This window comes from Chitinophaga rupis, assembly GCF_900109685.1.
Classification (GTDB): Bacteria; Bacteroidota; Bacteroidia; order Chitinophagales; family Chitinophagaceae; genus Chitinophaga; species Chitinophaga rupis.
In genome coordinates, this window is record NZ_FOBB01000001.1 from 756,805 (window position 1) to 777,864 (window position 21,060).

A 21,060-nucleotide genomic window follows, 5' to 3' on the forward strand; every position below is an offset into this window, starting at 1 on the left:
GGAGCGATCGTTATTGATTTCAGCATTCATCCATCTATCTATAAGATTTAGTTTTTGATATGGTTTTAAGTGTGTAAAGATGCCCGTTCGCCAATGGTGAACGGGCACTTTACTTTATCAGCATCTTTACATACTTCAGCTTCTTTTTAAAGGGCGGGTATTTCAGCGGTACATCCAGCCAGGTGGCGGAGCGCATAATACCTTTGGGATGTGTAAAGGTTTCAAAGCTGTAACGGCCGTGGTAACGCCCGCTGCCACTGGGTCCTATGCCGCCAAAGGGCAGCTCGGGATTGGTAAGATGCACCAGCGTGTTATTGATACATCCACCACCAAAACGTATCTGTTCCTCAAACAGCTTACGGGTAGATGCACGTTTTGTAAACACGTATAACGATAAAGGATACGGATGCCGCCGGATCATTTGCACGGCCTGCGGCAGCTCATCAAACGTAATAACGGGCAGTATAGGCCCAAAGATCTCTTCCTGCATCAGTGGAACATCCCAGGGTACATCTGCCAGTAAAGTAGGGGCTATGTACAGATCATCGCGGTTGGTGTTACCACCATGAATAATACGGCCCTGCTTTAAATAGGCCTGTAATACATCAAACCGTTTGGCGTTAATGATACGGCTATAATCCGGGCTGGCAGCGGGATCCTCTCCATAAAAATCCACAATGGCCTGCTGCATGGCAGCAATAAAGGTCTCCTTTACACGGCTGTGCACCAGCACATAATCCGGCGCTACGCAGGTTTGCCCGGCATTCCAGTATTTACCCCATATAATGCGGCGTGCCGCCACTTTTATATTCACTTTATCATCTACCAGGCAGGGCGATTTTCCGCCCAGCTCCAGTGTAACAGGCGTTAAATGCGGCGCCGCCATTTCCAGGATCTTTTTACCCACCGGTATGCTGCCGGTAAAAAACACATGATCAAAACGGTGTGTCATCAGCTCCGGGATCACCTGGCTGCCATCGCCCTGCAGCAGCGTAATATAGGTTGGGTCAAAAGTATCTTTGATCAGCTGCTCCATTACGGCAGCCGTGTGCGGCGCCAGCTCGGAGGGCTTTAGTATGGCGCAGTTGCCTCCCGCAATAGCGCCTGCCAGTGGCCCCATAAGTAAGTTAAACGGGTAGTTCCAGGGCGCAATGATCAGCGTTAACCCCAGGGGCGAACGGATCACTTTACTATGGCTGGGATAATGCTCCAGCGGGCTGGAAACCTCCTGCGGGCGCATCCACTCACGCAGGGAGGAAAGGATATGATCTATCTCTGTATAGGCAAATCCTACTTCGCTGCCATAAGCTTCCATAGGGTGTTTACGCATATCGGCATATAGCGCATCCAGGAGGGCGCTTTCATATTTTTTGATGCCCTGCTTTAGCTTTTTTAACTGGGTTTTACGGAAGGATAGCGGTAAGGTTTGCCCCGATTCAAAAAAGGCCTGCTGGGCTGCATGTATTTCACCTATAGTCATGTTTACAATTTACTAAAAATGAGTGCAGCGCGCGCCGTATGGAAGATGTGCGAATAAAAATATATCTTCGCCCCTATCCATTTGCAGGATTTTGCATATTGATAATTATGAGCGCAACGATTGATTATAACAAGTATGAGGCCGTGATAGGGCTGGAAGTGCATGCCCAGTTATTAACAGAAAGTAAGCTATTCTGTAATGACAGTGCAGCGTTTGGCGGCGCTCCCAATACCCATATCAGCCCCATTACACTGGGGCACCCCGGCACCCTGCCCCGCATGAACCACAAAGCAGTGGAATATGCCGTAAGGCTTGGGCTGGCCTGCCATTGCGAAATAGCGCAGGAAAACTACTTTGCCCGCAAGAACTACTTTTACCCGGACCTTCCCAAAGGTTACCAGGTATCTCAACATACCGCTCCCATTTGTAATGGTGGCTATGTAGCCATTACCACTGCCACCGGCGAGCGTAATATACAGCTGAACCGCATACACCTGGAGGAAGATGCCGGTAAATCCCTGCACGACCAGGACCCAGCCAACACCCTGGTAGATTACAACCGTGCCGGCGTGCCGCTGGTAGAGATAGTAACAGAGCCTGACCTGTTCAACGCAGACGAAGCTTATGCTTACCTCACCAACCTGAGAAGGCTGGTGCGCTACCTGGATGTATGCGACGGAAATATGGAAGAAGGCAGCATGCGCTGCGATGCCAATATTTCCGTACGCTTAAAAGGCGTAACTACCCTGGGCACCAAGGTGGAGGTAAAGAATATGAACTCCATCCGCAACGTAAAAAGGGCCATTGAGAACGAGATCAAACGGCAGATAGAGATCATTGAAACCGGCGGCACCATTATACAGGAGACCCGCAGTTTTGATGCATCCAACGGCAGCTCTTTTTCACTGCGCTCCAAGGAAGAAGCCAATGATTACCGTTATTTCCCGGAGCCGGACCTGGCCCCATTCCGCATTACGGCAGATTACCTGGAAAGCATTCAGCGTGCTTTACCTGCCCTACCGGATGAATTAGTACAGAAATACACGCAGCAATACGGGCTACCGGAATACGATGCCCGCGTGCTGTGCGACGATAAAGCTACCGCCGATTACTTTGAACAGGTAATAACCGTGGCGCCGCAACATAAAGCCGCTGCCAACTGGCTGTTAGGGCCTGTAAAACAGTACCTTAATGAGCACTCCTGCGGTTTGGAGCAATTTCCTTTAACGGCCGCCGCACTGGCGGCATTAATACAGCTGGTGGAAGCCGGTAAGGTGAGCTTTTCTATAGCCTCCTCCCGGATATTCCCGGAAATGATACAGCAGCCAGGCAAAACACCGCTGGAAATAGCCACGGCGCTTAACCTGCTGCAGGATACCAATGTGGACAATATCTCCCCAATTATTGATGAAGTGCTGGCAAAATACCCCGGCAAAGTAGCCGAATATAAGGCCGGTAAAAAAGGCCTGATAGGGCTGTTCGTAGGTGAGGTAATGAAACTGTCGCAGGGTAAGGCAGATCCCAAGCTGACCAACCAGCTGCTGGCAGAAAAATTAAAGTAGTTTGGGCCAGGATTAATAGTGTATGGTTCACAGCCTTTTATAGATGTGACAGCTCCATTTTTCCTCCTGCTTTTTATGCAGTACCCGACATTATAAACCGGGCTATGGACCATGGGCCGTGCACCATGGACTAATTTCCAGCATTGTTTCTTACTTTTGGGTGATCAATTGTTCATCAGTACTCCTTTTTTTTCCGGATGGGATAATGATGGAATGCACATTGCATATAGAGCGTAAAATATTTTTCATGAAAAAAATAACATATTGGCTGGCCCTGGGCGTGTTGCTGGCAAGTTGCGGTCAGCAGGCGGAGAAAGGAACTTTTAACATAGCCGTTCATTTAACCAATGCTCCCCTGGGTCCCGTATTTTTGGAGGAGCTGACCCTGAAGGAAGTAAAGGTAGCGGATACTACTTCCCTGAAGGATGCCAGCGGTAAATTTACCCTGAAAGGCACCGTACCGGAGCAGGGCCTGTACCGTATCCGTTTTGGTAACAGTAAATATATCATCCTGGCGCTGGATGCCGGCGACATGAAAATAGAAGGCGATTACGATAACCTGGATAAAATTAAAATAGAAGGTTCCGAAGCCTCTGAAGCACTGCAGCAATTACTGGCAGATGCCAATGAAAAAGGCCAGGCGCTGACCGGCGAAATGCGCGTGATTGACAGTCTGCAAACAGCTAAGATCCCCGACAGCATTCTGCAGGAAAAAGTAAAAGCTTTACAGCAAAAAGAGCAGGACCTGCAACAGTCGTTCCTGAGCTATGCAGAAAAAACACCCTACCCCGCCAATGCTGTTTTTGCCCTGAGCATGATCAATAACCCGAACATCCTGATCCAGGAAAAACAGATAGTAGGCAGCATAGAAAAACGTTTCCCGGAAAATACCCTGGTACAAAGCCTGGCCGCCCGTATGACGGAAATGGAGCAGCAGGGCACTAATGCCAGCGGCGGTGGCGAAGAAGAAGAAAACATGACTGCGGTAAAAGTAGGCGATACTGCCCCGGATTTTTCCTTACCCGACCCTTCCGGTAAAGTGGTAAGCCTGAAATCTTTCCGTGGCAAATATGTGCTGGTTGATTTCTGGGCCAGCTGGTGCAAACCCTGCCGCATGGAAAACCCCAACGTTGTAAAAGCTTACCAGCAATACAAGAATAAGAACTTTACGGTATTAGGCGTTTCCCTGGATCAGAAAAAAGATGCCTGGCTCAAAGCCATTCAATCTGATGGCCTGGCCTGGAACCATGTAAGTGACCTGAAGTTCTGGGATTCTGCAGTAGTGCCTTTGTTTGGTATTAATGCTATTCCTACCAACTTTTTATTAGATCCGCAGGGCAAGGTGATCGCTGCTAATTTAAGGGGCGATGCGCTGGAGCAGAAGCTGCAGGAAGTGGTGAAGTAATTAAGTTAGTAGTGTTACAGCGGCATTATAAAACGTGAAAGGCTACCAATAATTGGTAGCCTTTCACGTTTACCTTGGTTAATCGCTATTAATAACCGTGGTTCTGTTGAAGATTCGGATTCTGATCCGTATCATATTTAGGTATAGGCAATACCACTAAGTCAGAGCCGTAAGGTTGTGCATTCACAGTAGAGTGTGCGGGTATGCCTCTGCCAGTACGTAAGAAATCCAGCTCTCCCTGACCTTCAAATGCCAGCTCAATCCTTCTTTCCAGTAATACGGCATCAATTAAAGCCTGTTTGGTCAGCGGCGCTACAGGCGTTGCAGCAGACCTTGTGCGTACTTCATTGATCAGGGCTACAGCATTTGCATCTACAGCAGTGCTCAGGTTAGCCAGCGCTTCTGCTTTGGTCAGCAGTACTTCGCTGTAACGCAGTACAGGTACCCAGTCAGAAATACTGGTATACTTAGTGGTCCATACAGTACCGGGAGTAGGCGCATAAGTTCTTACCAGCTCTGTTCTGCGTTTATCAGTAACACCCATTAAGGCAACATAGTCAGGGCTGATAGGAATATCCCCTCTCTTATCCGGAGCATAGTGCTGGCCTAAAGCATTATTCGTATTCGGATTATCTGCACCATTATGCGCAACGGAGAAAATGCTTTCATTCGTAGTATACGTACGGAAAGCTGTTACCGGGCCATCTGTATTCAGCGCATATTTTCCGGACGTGATCAGCTTATTGGAATAATCCAGCGCTTTCTGATAATCGCCTTTGTACAGGTACAAACGCATCAGCAAACCTTGTGCGGCACCTTTGGTGGCGCGTGCAACGTCGGCAAACTCCCTTACCTGTCCTGCAGGATAGGCCAGCTTAGCTTCTGCATCCAGCAGGTCGGCTTCCATTTGATTATATACTTCTGCTACCGTATTGCGGGGCACCTGGTTGCTGGAAGCAAAAGGATCATCAGCAACGGTCAGGATCAAAGGCACACCAGGATGGTTGGCGCTGGCCGTGAATTTGTAAGGCTGTGCCCACATGTTCACCAGGTAAAAATAACACAGAGAGCGAATGAACTTAGCTTCGCCAATATACTGTGCTGTTTGTTCTGCAGAAACCTTGCCGGGATTAGCCTCTAGCCCTTTCATGAAGTTGTTGACTTCGTAAATGGTACGGTAAGCGTCTCTCCATGAAATACTTACAGTATTATTATCTGACAGTAAGCCTGTGAACTGGGACATCGGGCCAAAATAGGATGGTACCCCTGCATCCACACCTCTGATATCTGCATAGATCAGAATGCGGCCGCCGAAATATTCCCGGTTCTGCAGCTGATCATACATGCCGGTAGCAGCTTTTGCTATTCTTTCAGGAGAGCTGAAAGCATCGGCCGGAGAAAGGTTCGCAAAAGGTTCCTCGAAGACTTGTTTCTCACAGGAACCTAAGGTGAGCATGCATCCGATCATGCCCATATTTATCAAAAATCTCATCTTTTTCATGTGTGCTGTTTAAAACGAATTAGAAACCAACATTTAAACCCAGTGTATATGTTCTTGGTTGCGGAACAGCGCGGTTATCCACTGCTGTAGCAATGTTTGTGTTATTCCGGTTGTAGTTCACTTCCGGGTCAGGGCCGCTGTAACCAGTGATCACAAATGCATTATACACCTGGCCATATAACCGCAGGTTGGAAATACCGATCCTTGAAAATACCGGCTGTCTGAAGGTGTAGCCCAGGCCAATGGTACGTGCACGCAGGAAATCACCTTTCTCCAGGAACCGGGTAGAGGTTTGGTTGCCTACGTTATCATTCTGGTACAGTTTAGGAATATCTGTTTTCTGACCAGGGGTAGTCCAACGGTCCATAATATCTGCATAGTTATTCTGGAAATAGTTGGTGAGCATAGCAGATTTGGTAGAGTTGTACACGTAGAAACCACCAGTGTATACCAGGGATATGTTCAGATCAAAATTCTTGTAGGTAAAGGTGTTATCCCAACCACCATAGAACTTAGGCATACCGGATTTGCCGGTATAAACGGCGTCACGGCTGCTGATCGCAGTGGTATCCTTGCCGTCCAGTGTCCATCTTTTAGTTACGGGATCATAAGATTTAATACTACCTTCGGCAGTATAGAACATTGAGTTACCATTGTTCGCATCTACACCTGCCCAACGGATCAGTTTATACTCGCCTAACGGTCTGCCAACACTGGCAACACCGGCAGAAAAGTTAGCATCTACGATATCAGAGGAAGTTACCAGTCCGGTAACTTTATTCTTAACCCAGGTAAAGTTTACTGAGCTGGTCCAGGTAAAGTCTTTTAATGTTAATACGGTAGCATTTGCTGTAAACTCAAAACCGGTGTTATACATGGAACCAATGTTGGTAGTAACAGATGCATTCGGAATACCTACAGTATACAATACAGGCGCTTTCAGCAATAAACCGGTAATGTTGTTCTTGAAGTAGTCTGCAACAATGCTGATCCTGTTATTGAACAAGTTCACATCAACACCAATATCTGTTTTCTTGGAAGTTTCCCATTTCAGGTTAGCATTACCAGCCTGGGAAGTGGAGAAACCATTTTGTGCAGCATATAAACCACCACCATACAGGGTACGGGCAGCATAAGAATCAATACCGCGGGAGTTACCCACCTGGCCATAGCTGCCACGCAGTTTCAAATAGCTGATAACAGGTACATTCTTCATGAAAGATTCCTGGCTGATAATCCAGCCTGCAGATACGGAGGGGAACTTACCCCAGCGGGAGCTTTCACCAAATGCAGAAAATGCATCCGTACGGAATGCTACTTCCAGGGAATACCGATCGTTATAAGTATATCCTACGCGGCCGAAATATGATTCCAGGCCATTAGAGAACAGATTGCCACCAGACAACAGCTGCAGGGTACCACCGGCATCATTACCAGAGTAGGTATTATCAATAATGTTCTTAAAGAAAGGATCTGCGAAGTCGGAGGCACCGGTATAGATCTGTTGTTCTTTGGTGTACTGGTATTCCGTACCACCGGTAAAGGATACACGGTGTTTCTCAGCAAAGGTATGATCGTAGGTTAGGAAGTTCTGCCAAACCCATTGGTTACGGGTTCTGTAATAATCCTGTACCAGACCATTAAAGGATAAACCTAAACCACCGATGTAAGGACTGCTATACTGATCTTCAAAATTGCTTAAGTAATCAACACCAAATTTTGAAGTCACCTTCAAACCTGGAATAGGCTGTACCTCTACATATGCATTACCGTAAAGGTCCTGCGGAGTATTATCATTTTTCTGTAGGGTAGCTGCTGCAATGGCATTATAAATGTTATTCTGTATCAGGTTGGTACCGTTTACAGAGTTAATGTTATTACCAAATCCCATTAAGCCGTTTGCGCTTAAGTTAAAACCAGTGATGTTATTGGGATTATGTATCGCTACGTTCGGGAATGCGTTGAGACCGGAAACAGTAGCTCCTGCCAGGTAACGGTCTGTTAAAATACCTTTGTTCAATGATTTGGTATAAGCAATGTTGATGCCTGCTTTCAACCATTTTTTTGGTGTTACATCCAGATTCAAACGCGCCTGACCGGTTTTCAGTTCGTTACCAAAGCTGATGCCTTGCTGATCTATATAACGTACAGAGCCATAGTAGGATACTTTCTCAGCACCACCGGAAATAGCCACTGAATTATCATGCGTAAAACCAGTACGGTATAATTCATCCAGCCAGTTTGTACGGTCTGGTTTACCATCGCCATCAATATCACTGTCTTTTGCAATCACTACACCAGTACCAAACCTGTTGGAAGCATTCGCGATCTTTTCATTATTGATGGTGGTGAACTGGTCAGCATTTAACAGATCGGGCAGCCTGGAAGCCTGGCTCCAGCTTACTTTTGAATCAAAGGAAATACGGGCAGTACCTGCTTTCCCTTTTTTGGTTGTGATCAGTATTACACCATTGCCAGCCCTTGAGCCGTACATTACAGATGCACCTGCATCTTTGAGTACTTCAATAGATTCAATATCATTCGGGTTTATCAATGCTAACGGGTTAAAACGCGTGCCGTTACCACTGTTAAAAAGGTTTACGTTTTCTGTGTTGTTCATGGGAATACCATCCACTACGATCAATGGCAATGAGCTTCCGGAAATAGAGTTCACACCACGTACACGGATGGAAACACCATCACCCAGCACACCACCTGCAGAAGTGATCTGCACACCGGCCATTTTACCGGATAATGCCTGGTCAAAACTGGGAATAGGTTCGGCAGCTACTTTGGTGCCTTTTACGCTGCCTACAGAACCGGTAATTTCCTTGATCTGTTTGGTACCATAACCTACTACTACTACTTCATCCAGCGCACGCCTGTCAGGCTGTAATGATACATTGATCTCGGAACGGCCGGCAGAAACCTGCTGCTCTACATAACCAATAAAACTAAACACCAACACCTGGCCATTGCCGGCGCTGAGTGAATATTTACCGTTAACATCCGTACTGGTACCGGTTGAAGATCCCTTAATACGAACAGTAACACCCGGCAAAGGCGTGTTACCTTCTTTTGATGTTACAGTACCGCTAACGGTGCGGTCTTGTGCCATTACACTGAAGATAATGAGCAACAAGGGTAACAAAAGCTGTAATGTTTTTTTCATAAAAAAACTGACTTGACTTTAGTTGATAGATTTTTAGGAAAGTGAATAGCCAATGGGCGTCATGCTTGCAGTAAGCGATCTGCAAGTATTAGTTGGGTAACTAAGTACATTTCATAAGCGTTATAAGCTGTTTAGATTAAAAAAATTCTCACCTATATTCTGCGATAATGCCAATAGATTAATGATCCGAAAGCACGCTATGCTTCGAAGCTGGTTCGCCTAATTAAAAACGTGAAGAATCCAACTACAGTAGTGTTGTAACTATTAAAGTTTTCAAAGGTATCATCAATATCAGCTGGGATGTTTACCTGGGAACTTAACGGTTATTATAAGTACAGTTACAAATTTTCATAGATAGCAGCTCTTAAAGCAATTGATGTTACACTATCAGCGGGTTGTTGGCAATAGTTCTCTCAGTAACTCAAATGGAATGCTTTAGATAAGCCTTTTTCTCACGATAATGATTTCAAGTTTAGATTCCGGTTTAAATTAGATTCTGGTAACTCTGTGAATAATTCCGATGCAATATATAAAATTAGTAGGAATTTAACATGTACAACTAAAATGTAATTATTATGCTAATGGTTATACGAAGAACAAATATGCAAACCTTATATATTGGATATCATATACTTATTCTACTTCAATAACACCTGCTGCTAAACTTTTCTAGTAAAATTTTGTAGCAGCATTTTAACTATTTAGCAAAAAAAGAGGAGGCTTTCTTTAAGAAGGCCTCCTCTTTTTTAAGTATTAACCGGCAAATTAATCCTTGGTCATCGTCATCGTAGCTGCGCCAAAGGAACCTTCATCTACCGTATTGGTAAGCTTCAGGGTAATGGCGGTAGCGCAGGCGTTAATGTCGCCGTTACCTACGGATGTCCAGTTATGATACCCGTAAGCAGCTCCCGGAACAGTGATCTGTTTGGGCACTGTAACGGACTGCGTTTTTTCATTCACAGTTAGCTTCAGCGTGCTGCTGGGAAATTCTATCCAGTTATGTACGGTAAGCACATTACCTGCCAGCGTAGTGGTTACCTTGTAAGTGCCTCCCCAGAAATCAGGATCGTCCATAGTGAAAGTGCCTACCAGGTCATTAATGTCAAGCGCGCATACTTTCTTATACTGTACAGTAAGGCTGGCATCATTGTAGTTCTGTGCATCACCGCCATAAGGTTCTGTGCCATCTGTTCTGAAAACAGTTATTAAAGTACCGTCGTTCAGCGTAACATCTGCACCTATTTCAAACACATCACCTGTTTGTATATCAGCGGCAGTTTTGCCAAAAAGTGTGGCCAGGCTTGTTGCCGTAATATCCACAGCAGTTGGGAAAGATGTTATATCGGCCTTCAGGGTTTTAACCTTAGTCTTATCCCCGTTCATGATCACTACCACATCCATTTTCTTAGGCTTTATATCATCTTTAAAGAACACGCCTACACTAAACCGGCCTTTAAAAGTAGCAGGGTCCTGGATCAATACATCCGCGCTGGTATCTTTGATGATCTGTGGCAGCACCGTGCGGATGATTCCATCCGGTAACTTCACACTATCCTTGCGGCAGGCGTTTATAGCAATAACCCCCGCAAATAATATTATTAAGCTCAATATCTTCTTCATACTTTTTGTTTTTAGCATTAACAGTTACTTATCCCAAAATACCGGGTAAGAGGCCGGTTGTTTCTGGGCGGGCGCATTTGCATTTACATTCAGGTCATCATTACTCCAGGGCAGCGACAGCGGGTACGCGCGCTGCAATTGTACCTGTATTGAAGGCTGTGCGCCCGGGTGTGTAACATCACCGTTAATAGGCGGCTGAAAGCGTCCACCAGGAGCCATTACAGGATCCTTAGGATTGAATAGAACAGGATATCCTGTGCGCCTGTAATCTGTATACTGATCTATGCTGCTGCCGAAGCTGGCAATCCATTTTTCTGTCATGATCAACTCTAGTTTGCCTGCAGCCGGTTTAGCATCATATTCCGCCATTACCTTATCCTGGTAAGTAGTGGCAGCCGCTGTACCGGCTATTGCAGGTACACTCTGGCTGGGACCAACCAGGCCTACTACATAATCCACCTGTTTAAAAGATTCTTCCAGGGCAGCCTGGAAAGTGGCCTTTGCATCACCTGTGGCCACGCCGGCATGCATCAGCTCTGCTTCTATATACAGCACATCTGCATACGTCAGGAACTTGTAGGGCGCAGCACCAGTACCGCTGGTACCATCTACTTTTATGGCTGCACCATCATCATAACGGCCGCCTACGGGGTAAATGCCAAAAACCGTCATGCTCTGGTCCTGTGACCAGTCGCGGTTAGGGCCTACAGAGCCGAACACAATAGAAAGGAAACCACCATCCCTGTACTCAGAAGGGTTTTGCGGAGCTGCACTTGCCTTCAGCTGGCGATACATGTAATAAGGCAGGCGGGGATCCGGATTATTAGTTAGTACGTTCTGGTGATACCCTTTTAATGTTTCATAAAACCAGGGGCTTTGATAGTGTGTTTTCTGGCCGGCATAATAATCATTAAAGCCAGGGTTACGGTCATCGGGAGTAGTTCCTTTTCCGTAAGGCAGTAAAAAGCTTTCGGATGTTTCGCTGATCAGGTTACCGGAGGCAATGAGCGCATTTACCTGGGTTGATACATTCTGTACCAGCCTTACCTGGTTATACAATTTCAGCTTAATACTGTTAGCTGCTTTGGTCCATTTTTCTGCATCTCCTCCATAAATAATATCATCTGCAGAAGGTACAGCCGTATTGGGGGCATCCGCATTATTCAGATCAGCGATAGCTCCATCTAGCAAAGTGAATAATTGCGGATAGATGTCAGCGCCTTTGTCATACTTGGGAAAACGGATACCATCTGATATCAATTTGTTGGCTTCAGAAAAAGGCACATCTGCAAACACATCCACCATCTGGCTAATAGCATATGCTTTCAATACTTTACCAATACCAGCATAAATGGTATTACCTTCTTCCGTGGCCTGGTTTATGATCACCTCCACATTCTGCAAAGAACCTAATATGTCAGACCCTACCTGTGCAGGGGAGCTGCTGTACATACCTTTCCAGGCGCCGTTAATGTTAAATTCATTCCCATCTGCACCATATTGGTCAGGGGATTCACGTACAGTTACCTGGTGCATATATACGGCCAGTACTTCTGTTAAACCACGGGCGCCGCGGTTATCATTAGTAAAGCCCAGCGCATATCCCAACCCCTGTTCTGCAGTGGGTAACAGGCGGTTTAAGGAAGTTTGCTCCGGGTGGTAAGGATCTTTATTTATATCCAGGAAGTTTTTAGTACAACCGGTCATCATCACCAGCGTTACCAAAGAACCATAGATTATTCTTTTCATTTTTTTCCGTTTTTTCAGTTTCATAAATTTTAGAACGTAACCTTCAGATTTACACCAAAGCGGCGGGTAGTAGGCGCAGCGGATAATTCAATGCCCTGTACGTTGGTATTACCAAAGCTGTTAGCTTCGGGGTTAAACCGGGTGTACTTGGGGAAATTAGGCGCCAGGTACCAGAGGTTACGGCCGGAGAGCGTTAAGGTAACACCGCCAATAGGTGTTTTCTTAAAGAAGCTTTTCGGAAAATCATAACCCAGCGTTACTTCACGCAGTGTGTACAAAGTAGCATCATACACATTCCATTCTGTAGCGGAGTTAATAGCGAATGATTCACCGAAGTACATCTCATTCATACTTACTGCAGTTGTATTCCTGATCTTCTCTCCTTTATCATTTAACAGGGGCTTGCCGGTATTGGCATCACCATAATAGCCCGGAATAATGCGGGCTGTTTCACGGTCTTCTGTATCCCTGGTTACACCACGGCCCAGCAGGGAGCTAACGGTTACAGAGTACATATCGCCATGCTGTGTCCAGTCAAACAGAGCATTCAGGAAAAAGCCCTTATAGTTAAGTGAGGTGCTGAACCCTGCTTTAAAATCAGGGTTCGGGTCACCGATCATACCTTGTTCTGTAGAACGGATCAGCAAACCGGTAGACGGATCTATCAGCAGGTTGCCCTGGTCATCCCGGTAATCCTTGGAACCACGCAGGTAACCATAAGGTTTGCCAGGCTCCAGGTATGGAGATATATCTGTTAAGATGTTGGACAGCGGTACACGTTCCAGGCCAGGTACCAATTCTCTTACTATGCTCCTGTTCTTGGTAAATACACCGTGTAATGCCCAGGTGAGATCTTTTGTTTTAACCGGTATAATGTTCAGGTCTAATTCAATCCCTTTATTGGTCAGCTTACCAAAGTTGTCTATTACTTGTGTAAAACCGGAAGATGCGGGTAATGTAACATTAGCGATCATGTTAGTGGAAACACGGCTATACCATGCAGCATCCAGGGTGATCCTGCTATCCAGGAAGTCTAACGTAGCACCTATTTCAAAGTCTTTCGTAAACTCCGGTTTCAGGTTAGGATTGGCGGCGGATGGGTTTTGTATTAAACCGGACTGGCCCTGGAATGGTGCGTTAATGCTAAACAGGTTCTTTAAAAGGTAAGGGTCTGCATCGCGGCCTACTTTTGCCCAGCTGCTCCTGATCTTACCAAAGTTCAGCACATGGCTTTCAATACCAAATGCCTGGGTAAACACAAATGAACCGGCCACACTGGGATAAAAGTAGCTCCTGTTATTACTGGGCAGGGTAGATGACCAGTCATTACGGCCGGTTAAGGTTAAGAACGCAAATTGCTTATAACCAAATTCCACATCTCCGAAAACACCCCATAAGCGGCGGCGGAAGTAGTCTGTGGAAGGCAGCACACTCTTGGTATTGGCCATCGTGTAAATGCCCGGAGCAACAATCTCGTTACCGGTAGAAGTTTCGCTCCGCATGGTACGCTGGTTCACGTTATGACCTAAAATAACCTTCAGATCAAAATCCTCATTTTTTAGTTTAGGCGTAAACGTTGATAAAAAGTTGGATTCTATTTCCTGGAACTGGTAGCTTTCCTCAATAATACGGCCCTTGCCTTCTGCTGCACGGGAGCCTATATCGGTAATTTCCCGGCGGAAGAAGTTATTGGTATTGGTACCTATCTGGTAGCTCACATTCCACCAGGGCAGTATATCATACCCCAGTTTTAAACCAGCCACATAACGGTCTGTGGTAGTGGTAATGGTATTATGTGCCCATGACCAGCGCGGGTTATCATACTGCGCTTTACTGGTAGATACCGGCAGGCCATTGGCATCTTCATATGGCAGGTTCAGGTCCCAGTTACGTGCCAGGAACAGGTTACGTGCAAAGGACGATGCTGCTCCGTCTACCTGGTTTTCACCAAACACACCGCCTACCTGGGTGCTGCGGGAGTAGGCAAAGTTGCCGCTTACGGTAAGCCCCATATCCAGCCGGGTGCTGCCGCCTATGCTTAAGTTGCCCCGGTCAAAGCTGGAATTAGGTACATAGCCATCCTGCTTCAGGTAAGAGGCGGTGGCGCTCATGGCGGTTTTTTCATCACCGGCATTTACGCTTACAGAGTTTTCATATACGGTACCTGTTTTAAACAGGTCTTTTACGTTGTTGGGATGAGCGCGGTAAGCTACTTTACCGGAAGGGAACAGGTCCGGGAAAGCATTTTTATAATCCGTCCAAACATCAATGGAATCCAGCGTTCCAAAGGCAGGGCCCCAGGAACCATTGGCATTGGCGTAGTTGAACAGTGTACCGGCGCCGTATTTATTCTGGTACACCGGCAGGTTGGATACCGTTTCAAATGCAAGACCGGTAGAGTAGGTGAGCTCTAAGCCCTTCTTGGAACGGCTGGCGCTACCGGATTTGGTAGTGATCACCAATGCGCCGTTAGATGCACGGGAACCGTACAATGCTGCTGCTGCCGCGCCTTTCAGCACCGTCATGCTGGCAATGTCGTTCGGATCCAGGGAAGATAAACCACTGGAATAGGCGCCACCGCCGGATGTTTGGCTGGAAGTAGTTACCTGGTCGTTATTATATGGAATACCATCTACTACTATCAGCGGCTCATTATTGCCGTAAAAAGAAGTATTACCGCGGATGCTGATCCTGGTGGCTGCGCCGGGCGTACCCTGGGAGGTTCTGATATCCACCCCGGCAACCTTACCCTGCAGGCCCTTTAACATATCCGGCTCTGATTTCTGCACCAGTATGTCCGGCTTTACGGTGGTGGCAGAATAACCGATCGATTTTTCGGTACGGCGGATGCCTACGGCCGTTACCACAATTTCACCCAGCTGTTTGTTATCAGCTGACAATGCAGTGCTGATGGTAGCTTCATTACCAACTGCCACTTCCTTACTTGAATAACCGATAAATGAAAACACCAGGGTAGCTCCCTGGTCTACAGAAATTTTGTAAGTCCCTTCCCCACTGGTATAAACCCCCTTGTTTGTTCCTTTGACTTGCACCGTCACACCGGGTAAAGGGGAACCATCCTTTACATCCGTAACTTTTCCTGTGACTGTTCGTGATTGGGCAGAAACGTGGAGAGCGCTAATGACTGTGAGAAGCCATACGAGTAGCTCTTTTTTCATAGATGAGTTAGATTTTGGTTGATTAAAGCGATTAACAAGAATAATTTACGTAAAAAAATGTAATTCAGCCTTTAAAAAGTCAAAGTTTGCCGACAAAAAGTTTGTTCAAATTTTAATATTATAAATATTTATAAATTATCACATAGGGCATTATTTGCTGTAGCAACTATGTAAATCATTAACATAGCTTTAACGACCTGGATAAATATAAGAGACCGGGTCGTGCCAAAGTTGAATTAAAAAATTTACCCATAAAAACCAGGTTTTCTTATCATGTGAGAACTTATTTTAGAAAATGAGAAAGGCTGCCGTATCCGAGCAGCCTTTCTGTTTCTATGAATATTATGCTATTTCACATCCCACCACACCCGTTCTGTTAACATTTTTAATCCCGGGAAGTTACTATTCCGCGTGATCTCTGTATTCGGGTATAACATTCTTTCAGGGTACAGGCCATTGCCCAGGTTAGAAGCTTCTGACTGTACAAAGAAGTCAGGATAGCCGGTACGGCGCCATTCCGTCCATGCCTCAAAGCCCTGGTTACCGCACATGGCAAAATACTTTTGCGTAATAATGGCCTTGATCTGCGCTGTTCTGTCAGCGGGCCACTGCGCTGCTACATCCGTAATGTAAGTACCTGGTGTAATTGCATAGGACGTAAAGCTGGCGGTAATACCCTGCTGGTATAAAGCCAGTGCATTGCCTCCCAACCAGCCACGGGCGGCAGCTTCCGCCTGCAGGAAATAACTTTCCGCTGCAGAGATCAGCTTTACAGGCGCCAACGCAGAGTTGGGATCATTAGCCCTTGCTGCTACCACGTATGAAGGGGTGGAAATAGTAGCAGTAGGCGTAGTATTATAACTGCCCTGCGGTATAGGGTTTACAATCCCTGTAGCCGGTACCGGCCTGTAGAACTTACTTACGCGCGGGTCGTGCAGCGCCAGCATGGCATTTACGCAGGTGGCGCTGGCCACCAGGTTTTGCGTTAACCCTAAACCCAGCACTTCAGCATAGAGCGGGTTTTGGTTGCCGCCCGTAGCCACATAATTAATCTTCGCATCTGCTGCCAGGAATGATTTACCGGCTAATGCGGCAATACCGGCTTTTGCTTTTACAGAATCCCTTTCTGACAAGCGCAGGTAGGCACGCAGCTTCAGCGTGTTGGCAAATGCTTCCCATTGGTCCATATCACCGCCAAAGATCAGGTCTTCATTGCCCGGTAAAAAATCGGAGTTGTTATTGATCAGCGCCTGCCCCTGGCCAATGTACTTAAAGATGCTGTCATACACTTCCTGCTGCGTGTTATAGTGAGGGTTCAGGTTTGCATCTCCCATCAGCGCATCCGTCAGCGGCACATCTCCAAAAGCATCGGTGATCACCTGGTAATCGAACCCTTTCAGGATATAGGCTATAGCTGCATATTGCTTGTACTTTTCTATATTCCCTTGCTTGCTGATCACCTGCAGATCCTGCATGGCATCATTATACAAAATACCCCAGGGCCGGTCAAAGTTAGCGGAGTTGGGCTGGTATTGATCAATGGCTTTATACTGGGAAGAATACGGCGACTGTGTCCAGTACTGGCCCCAGATACTACCGTAGATCTGGAAGTGATTCCCCAGTACATGGGCAATAGCTGCTTGTGCGGAAGGTAATATCAGCGGCACATCCGCCTGCTCCGGCAGGTTAGGGTTATCATTTACATCCAGGAACTTTTTACAGCCGGATGTAGATAATGCCAGTACTGCCAGCATACCAGCTACTGATTTTTTTATATAACTGTTATTTATCCATTTCATGTTTGATTGTCTTTAGCTTTTAAAACTTAGAAAGTGATCTTCAGGTTAGCGCCAAAATTTCTCAGGGAAGGTTGTGCAGTGTAGTCAAAACCTTGCTGGTTGGTGGCGCCGCCGGAGTTTACTTCAGGATCTGCATACACATTTTCCTTAGCAGTCCATAAAGCCAGGTTGTTGCCGAATATGCCAATGGATGCGCCGCCGAACGGAGTTCTGTTCAGCAGGCTGGCAGGCAGGCGGTAGCTGAGACTTACTTCACGCAGCCGCACATAAGAACCATCCACTATATGCTGACCTGCAGGAATTTTATTGGTAAACCAATCCTGCGGGGAATAGGTGTATTGCGTATTAGCACTATACTTACCCGGTTCACTTTCGTATACGGAGTTAGCCCATATCTGCGGATCACGGCCACCCACTACGGTTTCAGGCGCAGTGCCTACAAAATCCATGATGTCTTTGGTGCGGGAGTAAAATTTGTTGCCCTGCTTTGTATCGAACAATATACCAAAGCTAAACCCTTTGTAAGAAAGGTTAGCCCCGGCAGAAGCCATATACTTGGGATTAAAAGAACCCAGGTATACTGCCTGATCTGTTAACAGGGGCATCCCGTCTTCCGGGCTAATGATCACATGGCCCTGTGGGTCGCGCTTAATATCCTGCGCATAAAAAGTACCATAAGGTCTGCCTTTGGCAGCTACTATGCTCATACCGCTTACGCCGCCCAGTATTACCTGGTCTACACCACCGGCAATATCCAGCACCATATTGTCATTCTTGGTGTAAGTGCCATACAGTTCCAGCGTAAATCCGGATGCGGTGCGGATAGGCGTGCCACGCAGGCTCACCTCTATTCCTTTATTTTCTACCAGGCCGGTGTTCAGTACCTTAAAGGCATAACCGGTAGTAGGCGCAATAGGCACCGGCAGTATCTGGTCTTTAGAGCGGTTGCGGTAGTAAGAGAAGTCAACGGACAAACGGTTATCCAGGAAATTCAGCTCCGTACCTATTTCAAAGGCAGTTGTAATTTCAGGCTTCAGATCCGGGTTGCCGATCTGGTTGTCTACAGTAAAACCGGGTACGCCATTAAATGGGAAGGTGGTGTTACCAAACCCGCCGGCAATATCTGTTTTACGGTAGTAGGAGCGCAGCAGGTAAGGATTGGCATCATTACCTACCTGTGCCCAGCTGGCGCGCAGCTTACCATAGTTCAGTATATGCGTAAACGCACTGCCCTGCATTAGCTCTGTAAACACAAATGAACCGTTCACACTGGGATAGAAAAATGAATTACGTCCGGGAGGCAGGGTAGATGACCAGTCGTTACGGGCCGTAAATCCTACATACAACATATGCCGGTAATCCAGGTTCAGCTCACCATATAAACCCACCAGGCGCCGTGTCTGGCGTTCATCAAACGTATATACAGGACCGTTACTGTTATCCAGGCTGTACCAGCCGGGTATTACCAACCCATTAGCCTGGTTGGTTTGCGTTTCCAGGGTGGTGAAATTGCGCATACGTACGTTATGGCCTACCATTAAGGAAGCGTTAAAGTCCGGGTTAAACTGCTTCCTGGCAGTTACCATCAGGTCATGCGTAATTTCACTCAGGTTATACTGGTCCAGCTCGTACTTGCCGGTGCTGCTGTTAATGTTAGCATCTGCAGAATAGTTGCCTGCATCATCTGCCGGTATTACGCTGTACTTGGGATATTTGAACTGGCGGCGGTCAGAATAAATATCCCCCCCCAATCTTTCCGTAATATCCAGCCATTCCAATGGTTTATAGGCAATGGTAAAGTTGCCGGTTACACGGTCCACATCATTAATGTTGCGGTAATTCTTCAGCAAAAAATAAGGGCTGGTGGTATAAGCGCCATAGTAGCCGTACTGCTCATTGCCATCTGCATCAAAAATGCCACCCATACCATAGTACGGGTTATTCAGGTCGCTCATTTTATCCAGCGGAATATCCCGTGGGGTTTGTATTACGTTGTCGTATACAGAGCCGGGGCCCTGCCCGCCCTGTATCATGTTGCTGTTAATTTTGGTGTAGTTAACGGATACGCTGGTAGTGAATTTATTATTCAATTGTGCACTACCGTTAAAACGCACGCCGTACTTATTGTACTTATCAGAGTTGCCGGGCATTACACCATTGGCATTCAGGCTGTTTAATGACAGGTAATAAGTAGTTTTTTCACCGGCGCCGGAAAGCGCTATGTTATTATTGAAAGCCTTACCCAGCTCAAAGAAATTCTTTACGTTATCAGGTTGTGCTACATAAGGTTTTTTCAGACGTACACCGTTAATGGATTGTCCCCATTCTTTTTCCTGGCCGTCAAACTTGGGTCCCCAGCTAAAGTTCTCACGGGGGTCAGGTTCACCTTCACCACCTTGTCCATATTCATTCTGAAGCTCCGGCAGCTTTAATACGTTGGAGAAAGTAACGGAGCTGTTAAACGTAACCTCATTCTTTTTACCATTCAGCTTTTTACCGGTTTTGGTAGTAATGACCAGGGCGCCATTGGATGCGCGTGATCCGTACAATGAAGCGGCAGCAGGGCCTTTCAACACCGTTATAGATTCAATATCATCCGGGTTAATGTCATTACCACGGTTGCCGAAATCTATTGAGCTGCGCGCATCGGTACCACCAGTGCGGCCATTGCTGTTACCAATAATACCGGTATTGTCAATGGGTACGCCATCTACCACCATCAGCGCCTGGTTATTACCTGCAATGGAAGAACCGCCGCGGATCACTATCCTGGAGGAACTGCCGGGCGCTGCCGCGCTGCTGGAAATATTTACACCGGCTACCTTGCCGGCCAGTGCATTCAGTGGGCTGCTTACCTGCGCTTTGGTAAGGTCTTCGTTCTTAAGGGTGGGTGCGGCATAACCTAGTGAGCTTTTATCACGCCGGATGGCATTAGCGGTAACCACGGTTTCTGTAAGGTGGGTTACATCCGCCTGCAATACCACGTTTATTGTGTTGGATGTTTTTAGCGCTACCTCCTGGTCTTTCATACCTACAGACCGGAATACAAGTGTAGCGCCTTCGGGCGCCTGAATGGTGTAGATACCATCGGGGTTAGTTACAGCACCTGTGCTGGTGCCTTTTACAATTACGGCGGCGCCAATTACCGGCTGACCATCATCTGCTGAGGTGACCTTGCCTGTTACGGTACGGCTTTGTGCAAAAGCCTGACCGGCAAGGAACAACACTGCCAGCAGAAGAAATAGACTTTTCCTCATAAGCATTGTTTAGTTTGTTGGTGATTTGTCAAGTAAAAAAATGTTAGTCCCCCGGGCCCTTACGGTGCCCGTTAGTGTAAAATGGCTTCCTTAATAACAATTCTCTTTTGGTTGCTTTGACGAGGGTATATACAATAATAACAGTATCAGTTTTGCATGGCAAAACGACGGTTGACTACCCGTTCCAATAAGCAAAGTTTCCTTGTTTCCGTTTTAATATTTCTTTAACAACCCAAAGGTAAGTTGATTGAAAAAATGGTTTAGATGTTATAACGGGTAAATGGTAAAAAAACAAACGTATTATTCCAAATCCTATCTAGTAATCAATTGATATAA

Annotated in this window: 10 protein-coding genes; 2 read left to right on the forward strand and 8 right to left on the reverse strand. The window is 46.5% G+C overall.

The features are described 5' to 3' along the window. Positions 1–109: 109 nt before the first annotated feature. Positions 110–1,480, reverse strand: a complete 1,371-nt coding sequence (locus tag BMZ54_RS02960) for an aldehyde dehydrogenase (protein WP_089906650.1) — start codon at positions 1,478–1,480, stop codon at positions 110–112. Between the two features lie 107 nt (positions 1,481–1,587). On the opposite strand from BMZ54_RS02960, the gene gatB reads away from it, so the two are divergent. Then, positions 1,588–3,042 carry an Asp-tRNA(Asn)/Glu-tRNA(Gln) amidotransferase subunit GatB gene (gatB, locus tag BMZ54_RS02965; RefSeq protein WP_202909123.1) on the forward strand — a complete coding sequence of 485 codons (1,455 nt, stop codon included), beginning with the start codon at positions 1,588–1,590 and terminating at the stop codon, positions 3,040–3,042. A 247-nt stretch (positions 3,043–3,289) separates the two neighbouring features. Further along, positions 3,290–4,447, forward strand: coding sequence for a TlpA disulfide reductase family protein (locus BMZ54_RS02970; protein ID WP_202909124.1), 1,158 nt, complete (start codon positions 3,290–3,292; stop codon positions 4,445–4,447). Between the two features lie 88 nt (positions 4,448–4,535). Here BMZ54_RS02970 and BMZ54_RS02975 read toward each other — a convergent pair whose 3' ends face one another. From BMZ54_RS02975 to BMZ54_RS03005, 7 genes are all read right to left on the reverse strand, one after another. After that, positions 4,536–5,948, reverse strand: a complete 1,413-nt coding sequence (locus BMZ54_RS02975; RefSeq protein WP_089906652.1) for a RagB/SusD family nutrient uptake outer membrane protein — start codon at positions 5,946–5,948, stop codon at positions 4,536–4,538. Between the two features lie 19 nt (positions 5,949–5,967). Continuing rightward, positions 5,968–9,120: a SusC/RagA family TonB-linked outer membrane protein gene (locus BMZ54_RS02980; RefSeq protein ID WP_089906653.1), complete on the reverse strand. Its 3,153-nt coding sequence runs from the start codon at positions 9,118–9,120 to the stop codon at positions 5,968–5,970. Between the two features lie 765 nt (positions 9,121–9,885). Beyond that, on the reverse strand, positions 9,886–10,740 hold the full coding sequence (locus BMZ54_RS02985; RefSeq protein WP_089906654.1) for a hypothetical protein: 855 nt from the start codon (positions 10,738–10,740) through the stop codon (positions 9,886–9,888). 24 nt (positions 10,741–10,764) lie between these two features. After that, on the reverse strand, positions 10,765–12,489 hold the full coding sequence (locus tag BMZ54_RS02990) for a SusD/RagB family nutrient-binding outer membrane lipoprotein (RefSeq protein WP_162277455.1): 1,725 nt from the start codon (positions 12,487–12,489) through the stop codon (positions 10,765–10,767). A 29-nt stretch (positions 12,490–12,518) separates the two neighbouring features. Further along, complete coding sequence (locus tag BMZ54_RS02995) at positions 12,519–15,668, reverse strand: SusC/RagA family TonB-linked outer membrane protein (protein ID WP_089906656.1); 3,150 nt, start codon at positions 15,666–15,668, stop codon at positions 12,519–12,521. 347 nt (positions 15,669–16,015) lie between these two features. Then, positions 16,016–17,467 carry a SusD/RagB family nutrient-binding outer membrane lipoprotein gene (locus BMZ54_RS03000; RefSeq protein ID WP_089906657.1) on the reverse strand — a complete coding sequence of 484 codons (1,452 nt, stop codon included), beginning with the start codon at positions 17,465–17,467 and terminating at the stop codon, positions 16,016–16,018. Positions 17,468–17,493: 26 nt separating this feature from the next. Beyond that, positions 17,494–20,724, reverse strand: a complete 3,231-nt coding sequence (locus BMZ54_RS03005) for a SusC/RagA family TonB-linked outer membrane protein (protein ID WP_089906658.1) — start codon at positions 20,722–20,724, stop codon at positions 17,494–17,496. Between the last annotated feature and the right edge of the window lie 336 nt (positions 20,725–21,060).